Annotated in this window: 19 protein-coding genes and 2 tRNA genes; 2 read left to right on the plus strand and 19 right to left on the minus strand. The window is 41.9% G+C overall.

From position 1 onward, the window contains the following. Positions 1-42: 42 nt before the first annotated feature. The 5 genes from ABT996_RS02100 to yjeM all read right to left on the minus strand — a co-directional run bounded on the left by ABT996_RS02100 (position 43) and on the right by yjeM (position 5,120). Positions 43-306, minus strand: a complete 264-nt coding sequence (locus ABT996_RS02100) for a hypothetical protein (RefSeq protein ID WP_035448873.1) — start codon at positions 304-306, stop codon at positions 43-45. Positions 307-436: 130 nt separating this feature from the next. Next, positions 437-1,177, minus strand: coding sequence for an amino acid ABC transporter ATP-binding protein (locus ABT996_RS02105; RefSeq protein ID WP_035448872.1), 741 nt, complete (start codon positions 1,175-1,177; stop codon positions 437-439). Further along, positions 1,177-2,634, minus strand: a complete 1,458-nt coding sequence (locus tag ABT996_RS02110) for an amino acid ABC transporter substrate-binding protein/permease (RefSeq protein ID WP_029507296.1) — start codon at positions 2,632-2,634, stop codon at positions 1,177-1,179. The genes ABT996_RS02105 and ABT996_RS02110 overlap by 1 nt, the downstream gene beginning before the upstream one ends. A 301-nt stretch (positions 2,635-2,935) precedes the next feature. Then, positions 2,936-3,538 (minus strand): NAD-dependent epimerase/dehydratase family protein, encoded by a 603-nt coding sequence (locus ABT996_RS02115; protein WP_035448869.1) that lies wholly within the window; start codon positions 3,536-3,538, stop codon positions 2,936-2,938. A gap of 91 nt (positions 3,539-3,629) precedes the next feature. Beyond that, positions 3,630-5,120 (minus strand): glutamate/gamma-aminobutyrate family transporter YjeM, encoded by a 1,491-nt coding sequence (yjeM, locus tag ABT996_RS02120; RefSeq protein ID WP_035448868.1) that lies wholly within the window; start codon positions 5,118-5,120, stop codon positions 3,630-3,632. 208 nt (positions 5,121-5,328) lie between these two features. On the opposite strand from yjeM, the gene ABT996_RS02125 reads away from it, so the two are divergent. Next, positions 5,329-5,401, plus strand: a tRNA-Gln gene (locus ABT996_RS02125). A gap of 134 nt (positions 5,402-5,535) precedes the next feature. Here the strand turns inward: ABT996_RS02125 and ABT996_RS02130 are convergent. From ABT996_RS02130 to ABT996_RS02145, 4 genes are all read right to left on the minus strand, one after another. Continuing rightward, entirely contained in the window at positions 5,536-5,865 is a 330-nt protein-coding gene (locus ABT996_RS02130) for a thioredoxin domain-containing protein (RefSeq protein WP_035448865.1), read from the minus strand. A gap of 162 nt (positions 5,866-6,027) precedes the next feature. Then, positions 6,028-6,100, minus strand: a tRNA-Glu gene (locus tag ABT996_RS02135). A gap of 221 nt (positions 6,101-6,321) precedes the next feature. Next, the gene (locus tag ABT996_RS02140) at positions 6,322-6,855 is read right to left on the minus strand and encodes a YfcE family phosphodiesterase (protein ID WP_035448862.1); all 534 of its coding nucleotides are present in this window, start codon (positions 6,853-6,855) and stop codon (positions 6,322-6,324) included. A 1-nt stretch (position 6,856) separates the two neighbouring features. After that, complete coding sequence (locus ABT996_RS02145; RefSeq protein ID WP_010688618.1) at positions 6,857-7,459, minus strand: XTP/dITP diphosphatase; 603 nt, start codon at positions 7,457-7,459, stop codon at positions 6,857-6,859. 134 nt (positions 7,460-7,593) lie between these two features. Here ABT996_RS02145 and ABT996_RS02150 point away from each other — a divergent pair, with 134 nt between their 5' ends. After that, a complete protein-coding gene (locus ABT996_RS02150) occupies positions 7,594-8,079 on the plus strand; it encodes a YslB family protein (protein ID WP_035448860.1) in 486 nt (161 codons plus the stop codon). Positions 8,080-8,146: 67 nt separating this feature from the next. Here the strand turns inward: ABT996_RS02150 and trxA are convergent, their stop codons facing one another. The 10 genes from trxA to ABT996_RS02200 form a co-directional block, all read right to left on the minus strand. Then, a complete protein-coding gene (gene trxA / locus ABT996_RS02155) occupies positions 8,147-8,458 on the minus strand; it encodes a thioredoxin (RefSeq protein ID WP_010688614.1) in 312 nt (103 codons plus the stop codon). 79 nt (positions 8,459-8,537) lie between these two features. Beyond that, the gene (locus tag ABT996_RS02160) at positions 8,538-10,898 is read right to left on the minus strand and encodes an endonuclease MutS2 (protein WP_035448857.1); all 2,361 of its coding nucleotides are present in this window, start codon (positions 10,896-10,898) and stop codon (positions 8,538-8,540) included. After that, entirely contained in the window at positions 10,888-11,406 is a 519-nt protein-coding gene (locus tag ABT996_RS02165) for a CvpA family protein (RefSeq protein WP_035448855.1), read from the minus strand. The genes ABT996_RS02160 and ABT996_RS02165 overlap by 11 nt, the downstream gene beginning before the upstream one ends. A 7-nt stretch (positions 11,407-11,413) precedes the next feature. After that, a complete protein-coding gene (zapA, locus tag ABT996_RS02170) occupies positions 11,414-11,665 on the minus strand; it encodes a cell division protein ZapA (RefSeq protein ID WP_005920434.1) in 252 nt (83 codons plus the stop codon). 270 nt (positions 11,666-11,935) lie between these two features. After that, on the minus strand, positions 11,936-12,226 hold the full coding sequence (locus ABT996_RS02175) for a DUF1292 domain-containing protein (protein ID WP_005920432.1): 291 nt from the start codon (positions 12,224-12,226) through the stop codon (positions 11,936-11,938). A 19-nt stretch (positions 12,227-12,245) separates the two neighbouring features. Then, entirely contained in the window at positions 12,246-12,686 is a 441-nt protein-coding gene (gene ruvX / locus ABT996_RS02180) for a Holliday junction resolvase RuvX (RefSeq protein WP_010688609.1), read from the minus strand. Further along, entirely contained in the window at positions 12,686-12,949 is a 264-nt protein-coding gene (locus ABT996_RS02185) for an IreB family regulatory phosphoprotein (RefSeq protein WP_010688607.1), read from the minus strand. The genes ruvX and ABT996_RS02185 overlap by 1 nt, the downstream gene beginning before the upstream one ends. Positions 12,950-13,123: 174 nt before the next feature. Beyond that, complete coding sequence (alaS, locus tag ABT996_RS02190; protein ID WP_035448853.1) at positions 13,124-15,769, minus strand: alanine--tRNA ligase; 2,646 nt, start codon at positions 15,767-15,769, stop codon at positions 13,124-13,126. 273 nt (positions 15,770-16,042) lie between these two features. Beyond that, entirely contained in the window at positions 16,043-17,374 is a 1,332-nt protein-coding gene (locus tag ABT996_RS02195; protein ID WP_035448851.1) for a DEAD/DEAH box helicase, read from the minus strand. A gap of 14 nt (positions 17,375-17,388) precedes the next feature. Further along, the gene (locus ABT996_RS02200) at positions 17,389-18,339 is read right to left on the minus strand and encodes a DHH family phosphoesterase (protein WP_010688603.1); all 951 of its coding nucleotides are present in this window, start codon (positions 18,337-18,339) and stop codon (positions 17,389-17,391) included. Positions 18,340-18,370: the final 31 nt, after the last annotated feature.

Raw genomic sequence — 18,370 nt, forward strand, 5'->3', positions numbered from 1 at the left:
CCAAGCAAAAAAGTGAACTACCTTGAGCAGTTCACTTTTTAATTACATTTCAAAGTCTTTTTCAGGATCCAAGCCGTAAAGTTCACTGACTGGATCAGTCTTAGCAGTCGGTTTAACTACGAGGATCGCCGTAACTGCTTTAGTCGACTCATATCCGGCTAAAGATACCACGTCTTCAATCAGATAAGTCAGACCGTCACTATTATAAATATGCTCACCGATCACCGGTAACTTTTCAAAAGAAGTTTTGTTCATCCGGTAATAATCCCCGTTTTTTTCGTGCATGACTAGAATCGCTTGCGTCACTTCGATCCCCCCTAAAAATTTTTTGCTTTACCAAAGCTCTTTCATTATAGTATATATCAATATTTTTTTACATAGGTATCTGCCAAAAAATATAAAAAGTTCTGCCAATATTCCAGCAGAACTCTCTACATTAGATATTGATAACTTTTTCCAAGAACGCTTTAGTCCGTTCATTTTGGGGATCTTCAAAGATCGCTTCGGGACGTCCTTCTTCGACAACATGACCCTCAGCCATGAAGACAACACGATCAGCCACTTCTTTGGCAAAGCCCATTTCGTGGGTCACAACGACCATCGTCATCCCATCTTTAGCTAGATCTTTCATAACTTCCAAAACATCACCGACCATTTCGGGGTCAAGCGCTGAGGTCGGTTCGTCAAACAACATGATATCTGGATTCATCGCCAAAGCACGCGCGATCGCGACCCGTTGCTTTTGTCCCCCGGAAAGTGAGGCTGGCATCGCATCGAACTTATCAGCTAAACCGACCGTTTCCAGTAACTGTTTAGCAGTCGTCATCGCTTCATCCTTATTAGCCTTGCCCAACTCAACCGGTGCTAGCATGATGTTTTCACCCACACTCAAATTGTTGAACAAGTTAAAATGTTGGAATACCATCCCGATATTTTCACGGGCTTTATCGATATTTGTCTTAGGATCACTGATATCATGCCCATCGATCACGATCGACCCGGAAGTTGGTTCTTCGAGCTTATTCAAGCAACGCAATAAAGTACTCTTCCCTGAACCAGAAGGCCCGATCAAAACGACCACTTCATTATTCGCAACTTTAAAATCAATGCCCTTTAACACTTGATTTGAGCCGTAGTTTTTCTTTAAATTCGTAACATCTACTTTTAAATCTGTCATTAATTATTGATCCTCCGTTCGATCCACTTCGAAAGAAGCGTTAAAACTGTAATGATGACTAGATAGATCACCGCAACGATCGCCCACACTCTAAAGCCTTCGAGGTTTCGTGCGATAATGATCTTACCAGTCTGAGTAAGTTCAAGTAACCCGATAACAGATAAGATCGAGGTATCTTTTAAGGTAATGATGAATTGGTTGATAAACGATGGGACCATGATCTTGATCCCTTGAGGTAAGATGACCCGACGCATCGATTTACCAAACGGCATCCCTAAACTACGTGCGGCTTCCATCTGCCCTTTATCGACCGATTCGATCCCACCTTTAACAAAGGCAGCAGTATAGGCACCTTCATTTAACATCAACGTGATAACACCAGCTAAGAAGGCTGGCACTTTGCTACCGATCAAGCTTGGGACACCATTATAGATGAACAGTGCCAACACGATCAATGGTAACCCACGGAAGATGTATATGATCGTTGTTGAAAGTCCACGGCAGAATTTGTTTGGTACGACACCTAACAGACCGACAAAGATACCAAAGATCGTGGCACAAAAGATACCCACAACGGTCAACTTCAGCGTCTCAATGATCCCTGAGATAAAGGCATCTTTGTTTTCTTTTAAGATACCTAAAACTGTTCGATCTTCAGCCGTTTCTGTTTGTGATTTGACTTTAGTTTTAGAAGTTGCTTTACCTTCTGTATATTTTTTGATGATCTTATCATACTCACCATTAGCTTTCAACTTAGCTAGACCTTCATTGAACATCTTGAGTAGCTCTTGGTTTTGGCCCTTTTTAACAGCAAAACCCGTTTCTGTCGTATTAGCTGGCTTAGTTACAACTTTTAGATCTAAGCCATTTTTGATCGCATAATACATCACAGCACTATCTTCAAAGCAAGCAGCAGAGTTACCATTGATGACATCATTGTACACACCATCAGAATCATCGAATGTTACGATCTCAAAACCGTATTTATCCTTGATCGAATTAGCATAATCAGCCCCTGCTGTTCCAGTCTTAACGGCAACTTTTTTACCCTTCAATTCAGATAGAGATTTGATTCCACTACCATCTTTGACCGCCATTACGATCCCAGCTGAATAGTATGGATCAGAAAAATCAAATTTTTGCTTCCGTTCTTCTGTGATCGACATCCCAGCGATCATCCCATCGGCTTGGCCAGCACTTACGGATTGAACAGCAGCGTTGAAGCCAACGGGGCGGATCTTAACTTTAAAACCCTCTTCTTTAGCAATTGCACGTAAAAGATCTAAATCGATCCCCACATACTTATTCTCTGTGTTGGCATACACAAACGGCGGGAAAGTCACATCCGTGTCGATCGTATATGTCTTTTCTGATGCAGCTTGGATCTGTGGCTGGGAGAAAACACCCAACATAAATAATCCAAACACTGCACTTAACATTGCAATAAACTTCTTCATGGGAACTCCCCTTTACTAGAATTTAATATAAAATTATTATAGCACAACTTTTGTCAGAAGATAGTACATGGAAATCAAAGCCATAATATAGAACTTAGATTTCGTATCATAATACTATTAAAAAAGCCTATAAAAACGGGGTTTATCTCAAATTCCAAAAATAAAATTAATTTTTGATTAATTTTTGTAGCATGTTACTAATCAAAATCCCCCCCCCCTTTAAAACCCTAAAACAAAAGCATTTATAATTAAATTAACACTAGTAAAATCACGCCCTGGAAATGTAATAAAACATAACATATCATTTGCGAAACATTTCAAACTCGCTCGTTTCCCCCTGTAAAATTTTTTCGATCGCTTGCGCCAGTATTTTTCGTTCGACCGGACGATACCTCTTTAGCCCAGGCAAAGCTGTAATTACGTGTAAGATCTTGCCTAAATAATAAGTACTCTTTTTAGTACGATCATAGATCAAGCCGGGATATACAACATAGGCACGCTTGCCTAGAACTTGACGTGCGTATTTTTCAACGGCCCGCTTAGCTTTTAAATAAGCTGGCGGTCCCGCATTAGCGGAAATGAACAAAAATTTGGTCTCACTTGTTTTGATGGTCGTAATGATCTGTTTACCTGGTTGAATACTAGCATTTTGATAATTCAACTGTCTTTTGCGATCAGGCCACAAGATCCCCACACAATCGATGACCCAATCCGCTTCGTTGAGCAACACTTGCCAAGCTCCCATCTGCTTTAGATCTACTCTTTGATACGTAACACCAGCTACACTGTGTGAACGCTTGCCACCACGTGATAAACTGTGTAGTTCCAGTGTCTTATCCTTGACCAGAACCTGTAAGATACCTTGTCCAACAAAACCAGTCCCACCAACAACGACAACTTTCATCAGCTCATCTCCAGTACTTGATTTTTCCTGATTATAGCACTTAAAAAGTACGAATATGTAAACTTTTGCCTACACATTCGTACTTTAACAACTATTTATTGAGTTTTCCCTTAGCTACTGCTTGATGATAAAAGATCCAAGCGATCACGCCAAAGAAGACCGGTCCAATGATCGTCCAAAAGGCGGTATCATACTCGTGTTGTAAAATAGGTTCAACACAAGTGAAGATTATCCCACCTACAAGGACGAGCAAAACAATGATCGTGACGATCCAGGTCCATTTACGACTCTTGAAAAATTCAAATGGGCGCTCGATATCTGTTCTTTGCTTGAAGAACGGAAACGCACCAACTAAAAAGAGATATGGACAACTCGTTGAAACATTAGCCATGTCCGTCAAGATCGTATAGAACTTTTGAGCAGCCGAGCCTCCAAAAGCAACTAAAAAGATAAAGATACAAACGATCGTCGCCTGAAGCCACATTGAAAAGGCTGGCATTCCCGCTTTGTTTAAGTTTGTCATTTTTTTAGGCCAAAGCTTAGGGTCAGAACCTAAAATAAATGACTTGATCGGCGAATAGACTAAGATGAAAAAGGCCCCGACATAACCGATAAACATTCCCAAACCAGCAAAACGTGTCATCAAGACGCCGAGAAATTGGCTCGTTTGTGCGGTTAAGCCCAACGCTTGACCTAAAACGACCCCTAAATTATTCATCAAAACATATGTAATATTTCCCAGGTTAGCTTCATTTTTTCCAATGACTTCTTGCCAATTAGTACTGATCCCCCACATAAAGATCATCAACGAATAACTAAGAGCGATCACTAAAGTCGAGATCAAAACAGCTCGCGGAAAAGTCTTTTCCGGTTTTTCAACGTCATCCATGACGCCCCCGAGCGATTCCATCCCAGCATAAGCAAAGATCGCATAGACCACAAAGGATAGCAAAGCGACCAGCGTACTAAAATCTGGATTAGGTGAAGTTGTAAAACTGCTCCAGCCTGTGATCGGCTGCTTTAAAGCCCCATGATCAGCAATCCAGATCACAATACTAGCTACGCAAAAGATCACATTCAAAGCGATCGTGAATATCCCACCGATCGAGCCAACTTTAGCCACAAAATCCATCCCACGAGTACTGAAGAATGTGACCCCCAAGATCCAAATGATCGCTAATAACCCGATCGTCTGCGTTGCGCCTAGACCTAAAAAATTCCAGCTTTGGGTGGTATCTTTACCGAAAAGCAAAGCCGATAACGGAATCCAGACCTTATTTGACGTCGAGACTAGCCAGATCACCCACGAGGCTAACCAGATAAAGGTCCCGATAAAAGCGATCTTTTCTCCAACTGAGCCCGCTAGCCAAGAATAGATCCCACCTTTTGCTTCTTTAAAGGCAGCACCATACTCGGCTAACATCAAAGCACTGGGAAGAAAGAAAAAGATCGCCGCTAAGATATACCACATGATACTCCCATATCCCATCTGTTCATAAGCGACGGTCGAATTCGCAAATCCAAAGATCGTTGAAAAGATCATCATTACCAAACCAAAAAGTTTGATTTTCTTTTTATTCACATTAAACCCTTCTTCTTATACATAATTATTAATATTTATTCATTATACACCTTTTAGTAACAACATAAAAGTGTATATCAAAATATTTTTAACGATTATCTATGCAAAAAGAGTTATATTCTGATCTACTAGTGCAACAAAATAATTCTATTTATAAGTATTGACAAAGCTACGCGACAGGCATAAACTGTAATAGTTGGGTTTTTATTGGGCATTCGCCAAATCGGTAAGGCAGTGGACTCTGAATCCATAATTTACAGGTTCGAACCCTGTATGCCCAACTACTTAAAAAGATCACTCGAATTTTTGCTAAATTTGAGTGATCTTTTTGTATAATCTTACATATGCACCTCAGCTACTCGGATCCACAAAAAAAGCTTGGGCGTTCCTGCACCCAAGCTCTCCGTCTTATATCCTACCTACGTTTGACCGTATGTTTATGCTTATAACGGTCTTCTTCCTTAACGTAACGGTGGGCATGCTTTTTCAAGTACTGTAATAATTTAGCCTCGTTGGCAAATTCACGTGGATGTTGTTGGCCGTGCAACCTTAAAGTGATCTTATTGATCTTGTCACGTCCTGTCCAGGTATAGCTATGTTCAACGATAAAACGGTTCAAAAACTTACCGTCTTTTTTGCCAAACTTCAGTACATATACTTTCTCAGGCACCATCAACGGATTAACGTGCTCTTTTTCATACTCGACACCGTGTGCACGTAGAAAATTTTTCGTTTTTCTAAGCATGTTTCTCCTCCTAACTTGATAGTAATCCTTTTACTTACTTCACCTATTATAGCACCTTTAAACTTATTTTTTGGTAACAATTTGTTAACATTAACAAATTTAAAAGAATTATTCAATAACTTTATAAAAAAAGCCGCTGGCTAAACCAACAGCTCTGATTTATCACCCGTACGGGGATCGAACCCGTAACTCCGCCTTGAGAGGGCGACGTCTTAACCAATTTGACCAACGGGCAATGACTACTCTTAATAGTATACTCTCTTTTTAAATAACGTCAACTATTTATCCAAATTTTTTAACGCAAAAAAGCAATAGCCTAAAAAGAGCAGTCCCGTCCAAATAACACAGAGGACAAAAACTAGATCTAGCCAGGCAAAAGCGAGGTAAAATTTAGTCGCAAACACTAACAATGTGATAACACACCAAATAACTAGCTTACGTTTGAGATATGCACTCTCACTTGGCATTAAATGTCACTTGCAATTCCGGGACCGCATTTAACTTACGATCATAGTATTGGACCTCGATCCGCTTACCATTTTCACTAGCGAAAGTCTCAACTATCGCAAATGTGCCACCGAGCGCAGTGAATTTCCCACGTGGATAGCTGATACTGCCCGGATTCAAAATAAATTTACCATTGATCACTTCGACCCCTAATTGATGGGTATGCCCAAAGAAAGCCATATTGGCACCTAACTCTTCCATTTTAGCTTGCAAACCACCCAAGCCAAAGCCTACACCGAGCAAATGCCCGTGAACTAACAAGATCTTGTCTTGACCACGATCAAAAAATTGTTCATCTTGTAACTCCAGATCATAGTCACAGTTACCACGAACGACTTTAAAATGTTTGAAAACTTCATCTGTTGCGGGCAACTCTGAATCACCACAATGTAACATCAGATCAACTTTCCCCGCATAAGCCGTGATCAATTTTTGCAAGATCGCCTTATCACCGTGACTATCACTAACAACTAAATATTTCATTTTATCGTACCTCGTTTAGCCAGGCGTCAAAACGCTCCATCAAAGCTTTGACTGCTCGACCACGGTGACTGACACTGTTCTTTTCTTCCATTGACAATTGGGCAAAGGAGCGCTCAAATGGTGGATAATAAAACAGTGGATCATAACCAAATCCGCCTTGGCCGCGTTGTTCTTCTAGGATCATACCGTTGACCTCACCTTCAACTGTCAACTGTTTGCCAGCCGGACTAGCAACGACGATCGCACAATGAAAATGAGCTGTTCGTTTATCTGGGGCAACACCAGCTAATTCAGCTAACAATTTTTGCTTATTGGCCTCATCATCGTGATCACCAGCATAACGCGCTGAATAGATCCCTGGCGCTCCATCCAACTGATCGACCATGAGACCTGAATCGTCTGCTAAAGCGATCACTTGGTACTTTTCAGCTAAGGCTGTCGCTTTGATAGCCGCATTTTGCGCAAATGTTTCACCATCTTCAACGATCTCGATCGGATCATTTAGGTCATTTAACGTCACAATTTCAAAGCCCTTTGGTTCAAATAGTTTACGATACTCTTTAGCCTTACCTTCATTTTTGGTCGCTATTAAAATCTTATCCATGAACATCACCTCACTACAATTATGCACTAAATCACACCTCGATTTCAAACTAACTACTAACCCTCGAGTTTAAAAATCATTAGTAACACGGTATAATTAGAGTAATAACTATTATTAAGGATGTGTCTTTTTTAATGCAAGATAATTTTTATGAACTGGCAAGTTCGCAAAATCAGCTCAGCGCGACCTTGATCCGCGATGCCTTGATCCCCGATATCCTAGGTAAGGATAACAATATTCTCTATTGGGCAGGTAGACGTTTGGCTCGCCTCTTTCCTTTAGCTAAGGATGAAGAGTTACCGATCTTCTTTGAACAGGCAAATTGGGGGCACTTAAAGCGCGTCAAAGCCAAAAAAGAACAACAATACTTTGAATTGACCGGTCAGATCGTTGAGACACGACAAAAACTGAACTCAGCTTGTGAATTTTTGATCGAAGCGGGATTTTTAGCCGAAACGATCCAAAATCAACTCGGTTTCATTACCGAAGCGATCATTGATAAAAAGACACATGATACTATAACGCTCTTAGTCCAAGTCGACACTAAAGATCCCCTTGATCTCGACTTTATCGAAGAACAAAAACCGCTTAACATCTTGACTGAACCAGAAGCAAAATAAAATAGTCTAACAAATAACGCGGGAGCTACCACGATGCAAAACATCATGGTGGCTCCCGCGTTGTATCTTAAAGATATTGTTCTAATTTTGCTTTGAGTGCGCCTTTATCATGGTAACCGATCAAAGTATCGACCACTTGACCATCTTTTTGGATCAATAAGGTCGGGATACTCATTACACCATATTTAGCAGCTGTAGCTTGGTTCTTATCAACATCAACTTTACCGATCTTAACTTGGCCTGCCATCTCTTCGGCAAGCTTTTCAACTACAGGTGCTTGCATCCGACAAGGGCCACACCATGTTGCCCAAAAATCAGTCAAAGTCACACCATTTGCAGTTTCTTGTGCAAAATCTTCATCTGTCCATTCTTTTACCATAAGCTGTTCCCTCACTTTTCATTTCGTATTTATTCAGTAAAAATATATCACATCTAAACAAAAAAGCAACTTATTTGTTTTAGCGGAAATAAACGACCGTTGCCCCATTGCCACCATTATTTGGCGCTGCAAAATTAAAGCTTTTGACAGCGCGATTAGATTGCAAATATTGAGTGATCCCTTGGCGCAAGGCCCCGGTCCCTTTACCATGCACGATCGTCACTGACGGATATCCCGCTAAGATAGCAGCGTCAATATAGCGATCTACCTCAGTCATTGCTTCTTCATAGCGTTTGCCCCGAAGATCAAGTTGCGGTGAAACATGGCTCGTTGACGCTGAGCGCAAGACAGTCCCAGCACGTTTGACTTTCTTTGGTTCAACATTGACCTTTTCAAGATCAGCTTCATCGATCTTCATCTTCAAGATCCCTAACTGCACTTCCCAAACATGCTCCCCGACTTTTTGCACCAAGACCCCACGTTGGCCATAAGAGGTCACCATCACATCATCATTTGGCTTGAAAGCTTGTTTGCGCTTAGCACGTTTCAAGACTTTATTTTTCTTCAAAGCTCGTTTTTGCTCAAGCGCATTTAACTGCGCTTTGGCATCGATCAATTCATTTTCCTTGATCTCAGTCGCCGCATTTTGTTTCAAGGCACGTAATTCACCGATGATCTCATCCGCTTTTTGTTTAGCTTGTTCGACGATCTCGTTAGCTTTTTGCTTAGCTTGATCTTGCATTTGCTCTCGCTCATTGACAAAACGTTCATAGGCCGTTGCCAAATCGTGGTGCAATTTTTGTGCCTCATCAAGGTTAGCTTGTAAACTGATCGCCTCTTCTTCTGCTTGACGTCGTTTTGCGACCAGATCAGCGATCATATTATTGAGATCTTGGCTGTCTTTAGCGACTAAATTCCGCGCAGCTGTGACGATCGTTTGGGATAGACCCAAGCGCTCAGAAATATTGAACGCATTACTTTGGCCCGGGATCCCGATCAGTAACCGATATGTCGGCCGTAATGTTTCTTCGTTGAATTCCATCGAAGCGTTGATCGTTTGGGTCCGCTCAAAGCCATATGTCTTGAGTTCGGGATAGTGCGTCGTTGCCAAAACGTAAGCCCCACTGGCCCCGATAGCGTCTAAGATCGCGATCGCAAGCGCAGCCCCTTCTTGCGGATCAGTTCCAGCCCCCAACTCATCGAATAAAACAAGGGAGTCTTGATCGACATGCTCTAAAATATTGACGATATTTGTCATATGAGAGGAGAACGTACTTAAACTTTGCTCGATCGATTGTTCATCCCCGATATCAGCAAAAATATCCTTAAAGACTCCGATCCGACTATTTTCAAAAGCCGGGATAAATAGCCCTGATTGGCCCATCATTTGCACTAACCCCAAAGTCTTTAACGTGATCGTCTTCCCACCTGTATTAGGTCCAGTGATCACCATTGCTTGATAATCTTTTCCTAGGATAATATCGTTTTTGACCGCTTTATCCATCTCTAGAAGCGGATGCCAAACTTGGCGCAAGTAAATATCTTTTTGTTCTGACAATAAAGGTTGCGTTGCTTTGAGCTCTTTAGCATATTTGGCTTTAGCATTGATAAAATCAAATTCACCTAAGATCTTAGCATCGTGGGCTAATTCAGCCGTATAAGGCATCGTCTCTTCCGATAGTTCGCGCAAGATCCGCAAGATCTCCTCTTTTTCAGCCACTTGCTCTTGCTTGAGGCGATTATTCAATTCTACGATCTCACGTGGTTCGATAAAGTAGGTCTGCCCCGAAGAACTTTGGTCGTGAACGATCCCACCAAATTTGCCCTTATGCTCAGCTCGCACAGGGATAACATAGCGGTCATTTCTGATCGTCACATTGGCTCCGCTTAGATACTTGGCATTATTACCACGGGTCAGTGCCACTAAACGATTTCTGATCGTGGCTTCAGTCGTTGAGATCTGACGGCGCAATGAGCGTAAGAGGCTAGAGGCGTCATCGGTCACATAGCCATCAGCTTCCAACGATACTTGCAGTCGCTTAGCTAATTGCGGTAGCGTCTCGAGTTGTTCTTCGAGTTCATATAGATAGTTCAATTCAACTTTTTCATCGGCTAGAGCCATAAAAAAGCGATGCACTTCGTTAGCTGAGCGCAATACCTGACTGATCTCAGCTAATTCCTTGCCATTTAGCGTTGCTCCGATCTCTAAGCGCTTGAGATGATCGGTGATCAACGTTAACTGTGGGACTGGTACCCCACCTTTTAAGCGCAAAATATCTGCGCCATCTTTTGTTTGTAAGAGCTTCACCTGGATCTCATCAAGATCGGTGCTGGGTCTTAAGCGTTTGACTTGCCGCTTACCCATTTCAGTTGTCGCATGTTGGAACAACTTTTGTTTGATCTTGTCGTATTCGAGGATCGCTAAACTTTTACGATTCATTTCCATCCCCCTGTGGTTCAAGTAACCAGTTATCTAATACTTGTTGTGAGATGACTGGTGTCTTTTTTAGCATAAACTGTGCTACGCTAGATTCGGCAATAAATGGCTTTGGTTGCACACCAGGCCAAGTATCCACTAGTAGCAACAAAAAGAAGATCACCCCATACGTCATTGCCAACGAAAAAAGCCCACCGAATAGACGGTCAGCTTGGGAAATGATCGGTATCTTCTTAGCTGTTTGGCGTACTGCATTTGTAATGAGCCGTAGTCCTAGGCCACCGATGAGCGCGATCATCCAAAAGGCCAGCATCTGGTAGAAGATCCGATTCACTCCTGTCGTTGCAAATATACTACTTAACTTTTGTCCCAAACTAGGCGCAAAGTAAAGCCCCAGACCTGCGACCACTACAAAGCCAACTAGCTTGATAAAGATCGCTGCTAGTCCTTTATGCGTTCCATGACGAAAAGCTGCTACTAGTACGATCAAAATACCTATTGTTAAAATCATTTTTTCTCTATTCTTTTGGTTCTGTTTGCTTTAATTTCAGCAATTCTTCTTGTTTATATAATTGATCTGAGACTGCATTGATCGCTAATAGGATCGCTGCTTTTTCATTATTCAATGACGGCATCAATTCCTTGATCTCCGCCAATTGTTCTTCCACGATCTTGACAACAGCTGCCATATGATCTGGTTCAGCTTTACCAATGATCGTATAAACTTCATTTGCAATCTTAACTTTAAAACGTCGCTTATTTTCAGGCATTCTCAAAAAAGCCCCCTAATTAAAAATTAACATACTATATTTTAGCATAATATCTAAGTGTGGAGAAAATCGTTTTGAGCCGTACGGATAGCCTAAATCAAACGATGATGTGTTTTTTGCATTATTGCTTGACTGTAGCTATACGCTAGGCTTAGATTTTTGCAACACGTCAATATCTACGTGTGGAGAAATGCGGATCGCACCGTACACCACTTACAGAAAAAGGCCCTCAATATCCAAAAGATATCCAGGGCCTGTAAGCGAAAAGAATTATTGGAGATTTTCGTCATTCAAGAAAGTATCTAAGACACCTTCGACCATATCCCATTCTTCATCACTTTCGATATCGTAAAGTTCAGCATCCTTAGCTTGACCATCTTCGTCAGGGTTAAAGGAGAAGGCTAAAACATCAACTTGTTCTTCAGGTTCTGAACCGGCTGGGATCAACAAGATATAAGCCTTGCCGTAATCTTCTGATTCAAATGTGAATAAAATTTCGTATAAAGTTTCGTTGCCATCTGCGTCAACTAATGTGATCATCTTTTCTTCTTGTTCACTCATTATCAATACCTGCTCTTTCTTATAATTCTGAGAGTAACTTGCCTTTGCTATCAAGATAGTTTTGCAAGATCAAGCCCGCAGCTAGTTTATCGATAACTTGCTTGCGCTTCTTGCGTGAAGTATCAGCTTGTTCAACTAGCATACGTTCTGCTTCGACCGTTGTCAATCGTTCATCACAAAAATCAACGGGTAAAGCAAATCTTTCTTCTAAAAGTTTACCATAATTTTTAGAAGCTTCTGCTCGAGGTCCTAAAGTATTGTTCATATTCTTAGGCAATCCGAGAACAAAACCCTTAACATCATATTCTAAGACCAATTCAGCGATCCGGTCGATCCCAAACTGTTCTTCATCTTCATTGATCCTAACGATCTCAACACCTTGAGCTGTCCAGCCCAATTCGTCGCTGACTGCTACTCCGACGGTTCTTGAACCTACGTCTAGCCCCATCAATCGCGCCATTAATTTTCTTCCTCCTTGTTGAGATATGAACGAACCAACTCTTCGATTATCTCATCACGTTCATGTCTTCTGATCAGGTTGCGCGCATCGTTTAACCGCGGAATATAGGCTGGGTCCCCTGATAATAGATAGCCTACTATTTGGTTGATCGGATTATAGCCTTTTTCTTCCAAAGCCGCATAAACGGTTTCCAGCGTCTCGCGCACATCCTTTTTATCGCCGTCATCAAAGTTAAAATACATTGTTTTATCCAACGAACTCATCTCAAAACACCTCCGTGATCTTGTCTACTAGTTCTATTTTACTAAACAAATGCTTACGCTACAATGAATATCTCTCAATTTGTATATTACAAAAAGATTATGTTTGTAAACTAAACGTCATGCTAACGAATAAAAGACCTTAGAAATCACCTTCTAAGATCTTTTAACGCTAAATTATTTATCAGCCAACCAAGTCTTGGCTTTAGCTAAAGCTTCACCGATACCAGCTGGGTTCTTACCACCAGCTTGGGCTAAGTTAGGGCGACCACCACCGCCACCACCAACAAGTGGAGCGATGCCTTTGATCAAGTCCCCTGCTTTGATGCCTGCTTTGATGCCGGCATTGGAAACACCCACGATCAAGTTGACCTTATCCTTAGCTGGTGCTGTCGCTAAGACTAACACTTCGGATAGATCTTTTTCTTTCCATTGATCAGCTAATTGACGCAATTGATCCATTCCAGAAACGTTGACTTTAGCCGCGATCAACGTATGACCGTTGACTTCATTAACATCTTTGAAGATATCTTGTGCTTGTTGACTTGCAAACTTAGCTTCAAGTGCTTGTTTTTGTTGTTCTAACTCTTTGATCTGTGCTTGTAAAGCTTCGACCTTACGTGGCACTTCTTTTAATTGTACGACTTTCATTTCAGCAGCTGTTTCTTGCAATAAATTATTACGTTGTTCTAAGAATTCAAAAGCTTCCTTAGAAGTTACCGCTTCAATCCGTCGAACCCCAGCACCAACACCGGATTCAGAAACGATCTTGAAGAGACCAAGTTCGTTAGTATTGTCAACGTGATTACCACCACAGAATTCCATGGAGTAGTCGCCAGCTTTAACAACACGCACGGTATCGCCATATTTATCGCCAAACAATGCGATCGCACCCATCTTTTGAGCAGATTCAAGGTCCGTGACCACTGTTTCGACTGGTAAATTAGCCCAGATCTTAGCATTAACGATATCTTCAACTTGTTGCAATTGTTCAGCTGTAACTGCGCCAAGGTTCGTGAAGTCAAAGCGCAAGTAAGTTGGTTCCACCAATGAACCAGCTTGATGTGTGTGTTCGCCTAAAACATCACGCAAGGCTTGGTCTAACAAGTGAGTTGCTGTATGGTTCTTTTTGACCTTATTATGGAATTCACGGTTTACTTCTAAGCGGTAAGTCATGCCCTTAACCAATTTTTGGCGTAATTTCAAGGTATGCATGTTTTGGCCATTTGGTGCATGTTGCACGTCCATCACTTCAGCTACCACATTGCCGTCTTCATCTTTGACGAGACCTTTATCGGCTACCTGGCCCCCCATTTCAGCATAAAATGGTGTCTTGTCAAAGATAACTTGTACCGTCGTATCAGCTTGTGCTTCATTTACCAAAGCATCATCTAAAATGATATCTTCAACAGTCCCTAAAGCATTTAATTCGCTATAACCGACATATTCACTTGGGGTCGTGATATCAGTCAATAAGCCATTTTGAACGCCCATGGATTTAGCCCCAGAACGCGCATTTCGCGCACGTTCACGTTGTTTTTCCATTTCAGTATCAAAACCAGCTTTATCCACACCTAGACCATTATCACTTGCATATTCAAGTGTCAATTCATATGGGAAACCGTAAGTATCGTAAAGCTTGAAGACACCTGCTCCAGAAAGTTCAGTTTGACCAGCAGCTTTAGTTTGTTCGATCAAGTCATCCAATAAAGCGACCCCATCTTTTAGGGTCTCATTGAAACGATCTTCTTCCATGCGGATGACTTTTTGAATGTAGTCAGCTTGTTCCAAAACTTCTGGATAAGCGGCTTCCATGATCTGACCCACGATCGGCACTAATTTATACAAGAATGCTTGGTCGATCCCAAGTTTTTGACCATGCATAACAGCTCGCCGGATCAAACGGCGGATAACATAGCCACGTCCTTCGTTTGAAGGTAAAGCACCGTCGCCGATCGCAAAAGTCACAGCCCGTGCATGATCAGCGATGACCTTAAATGAGATATCTTTTTCAGGGTCTTGACCATAATGATACTTACCACTTAACTTTTCAGTTTCCTTGATAAGTGGCATGAAAAGATCAGTCTCAAAGTTTGTCTTAGCGTTTTGGAAAACAGAAACGACACGTTCTAAGCCCATGCCCGTATCAATGTTTTTATGTGGTAGTTCTTCGTAAGTGCCGTCTGGCTTGTGGTTGAATTGAGAGAACACGATATTCCAGATCTCAAGGTAACGTTCATTTTCGCCCCCTGGATAGTTTTGTGGATCATCTTCAGCCACGTTGTTCATCGCTTGGCCACGGTCATAGAAGATCTCAGAGTCGGGACCAGATGGACCTTCCCCGATATCCCAGAAGTTGTCTTCGTCTTCGTAGATATGATCTTCTTTGACACCAGCTTCAAGCCAGATCTTCTTAGCATCAGTATCTTTTGGATAAACTGTGATGTAAAGTTTTTCGGGATCCAAAGCAAACCATTCCTCACTCGTCAACAATTCCCAGGCCCAATTGATCGCTTCTTTTTTGAAGTAATCACCGATCGAGAAGTTACCTAACATTTCAAATAACGTATGGTGGCGCGCAGTCCGCCCAACATTTTCGATATCGTTAGTTCTGATCGATTTTTGAGAACTCGTCATGCGGTGGTTCTTAGGCACAACAGAACCATCAAAATATTTTTTCATCGTAGCGACCCCAGAGTTGATCCAAAGTAAAGTTGGGTCATCTTGAGGAACTAAAGGTGCACTTTTCATGATATCGTGACCTTTTTGTGCAAAGAAATCTAAATACATTTGCCGGATTTGGGCACTTGATAATTCTTTCATCTTTGATCCTTTCTGGGCTGAAGGCAAAAAAACACCGCTGCTAGCAAGGACGCCTTAGCGCGGTACCACCTTGCTTGCAACGATGTTAGTCGTAACCTCTCAGCTGCTCAAATACGTGAGCACGTTATTTTCATGTAATAATATTAGTTTCAGGGAGCACCAATCAGTTTTTGCAAGTCCTTTCACCCACCGGACCCTCGCTTTAGCAAAATAGCTGACTGACATATCCTGAGTCAATGCAAAGTATAGGCAAAAATCACCCTTTTGTCAAGCTTACGAACGTTGATTTTTACGTTCTTGTCGGCGTGCGATCTTGCGTTTTTGTTGAGCATCACGTTTTAACGCCCGCTTGATCTTATTCTTGTAGCCTGGTTTGCGCTTCTTCTTAGCCTTTTTGACCATCCCGATCATCTTAGGATCAAGACTTTCTTGTCTCGTCCGGCGTTTTTGGCGCCGATTGCGATCATACGAATCCACGATCTCACCATTTTTGAGCGCTTTAGGGACAAAAGTGACTCCCATCTTTTCTAATTCTTCGATCTGAGCTTCTTCACTTGGGACATACAATGTGATCGCTATGCCCTTAAGGTTGTTACGCCCAGTCCGACCAACACGGTGTACGAAAAATTCAAGGTCTTCTGGTAGATCGTCATTGATCACATGCGAAACCCCCTCGATATCGATCCCACGAGCTGCGAGATCAGTTGCAACGACATATTGATATTCGAGATTTTGGATCTCACGCATCAAACGTTTGCGTTCCCGTGGTTGGATACCCCCGTGGATCTTAGCGACTTTTAGACCTTGATGACGCAAATAAGTCGTCAATTCGTCAGCCCGTTCTTTGGTGTTAGCAAAAACTAATGCCAAATATGGCTCACCCATCGTCAACAATTGATAGATCAATTGCTTTTTATCGCGTCCTTTAGTCGAAAGTAACCAGTTATCGATTGTCGGACTGATAACTGTTTTATTTTCCACCACTTCAACCACGGGATCATTCATATATTTTTGTAAGAATGGTTTTAATTTTTGGGGGATCGTTGCTGAAAAGACCAACATTTGGAGATCTTTTGGCAAAGCTGACGCGATCGCATCGGTCTCTTTTAAGAAACCTAAGTCTAACGTCATATCAGCTTCATCAACGACTAAATAATGCGCATTATGCACATCTAAAGCATTTGAACGCATCAGATCCAAGATCCGTCCCGGTGTCCCGATCACGATCTGTGGTTGGTGATGCTTTAATTTTTCGATCTGGCGTAATTTATCAGTCCCACCGACATAGTTTTGGACTAAGATCTCAGTTTCGGAATGCTTAGCTAGTTGCTTAGCCGCACCATAGATCTGATAGGCTAATTCCCGACTCGGAGTCGTAATAACAGCTTGGACTGCATGGACAGCTGGATCGATCGCATTAAAGATCGGTAGCAAGAAAGTATGAGTCTTACCACTCCCCGTTTGCGATTGTCCGACAACACTTTTGCCCTTTTTGATCACCGGGATCAAGCGTTTTTGCACTTCAGTCGGTGCTTGAAATCCGATCTCGGTCAACGCTTCATTTAAGAAGGGTTTTAAGTTAAAATCTTTAAATGTCTTATTCATAATATCCTCAATTTCTATTTTTCTGCGCTTGCAGCAATCTTATCTAATTTAGCAAGATAAGTTGGCAGCTCATCTAGGCTTCTCAGAATCGCTCCGCTGGCTAGGGGATGACCGCCACCTTCATATTCCTTAGCTAATTCGTTGATCACAGGCCCCTTGGAGCGGATCCGTAAACGATAGGTCTCGTCTTTTTGTTGCACGAGTACGGTCCAACAAATGACAGAAGAGATCTTACCCACTAATGGTACGATTGGAGCTGTGCCAGCATCCTCTAATGTGAATTGTTCCAGCGTCTCATTATCTAAAACCACGTAAGCTGCATTGTGTTCAGTGTACTTGATGTTTTCTAAAACATAGGCTGATAACCGCGCAACCTCTGGCGTCACTTCGTCTAAAGTCCGATTTACTTGACTGGCATCAAAATCATATTCCATCAATTTAGCCGCTGCTCGCATAGTAGCTGGGGTCGTGGCATTATACATGAAACGTCCCGTATCCCCAACGATCCCCGCATACAATAGACGCGCCGCTTTTGCATTTAGTTTTAATTTGCCATCTAAATTTTCTACTAAACGCGTGATGATCTCAGAACAGCTGGAAGCTGAACTATCGACCCAACAAATATCACCATAAGGGTCATCATTTGGATGATGATCGATCTTGATCAAAAACTTGCCCTTAGTATAGCGGTCATCATCGACACGCGGTTGATTAGCTGTATCAGTGACGATCACTAAAGCATCCCGATAGCATTCATCGCTGATCTCTTGGGGCGTATCGAGCCAACTTAGGCCTTTGACATTTTTACCGACTTGATAGACTGTCTTAGTCGGAAATGTTTCGCGAATAATTTCAGCTAACCCACATTGTGATCCATAGGCATCTGGATCGGGACGCTGGTGGCGATGGATAATGATCGTATCATACTGTTTGATCTGTGCTAAGATTTCTTCTTCAACCTTCATTTTTCGTTTCCTTATCTTTTTTTGTAGTTAA

The organism is Ligilactobacillus sp. RTP31139st1_D10_RTP31139_211217 (assembly GCF_040226755.1).
GTDB classification, from domain to species: Bacteria; Bacillota; Bacilli; order Lactobacillales; family Lactobacillaceae; genus Ligilactobacillus; species Ligilactobacillus animalis.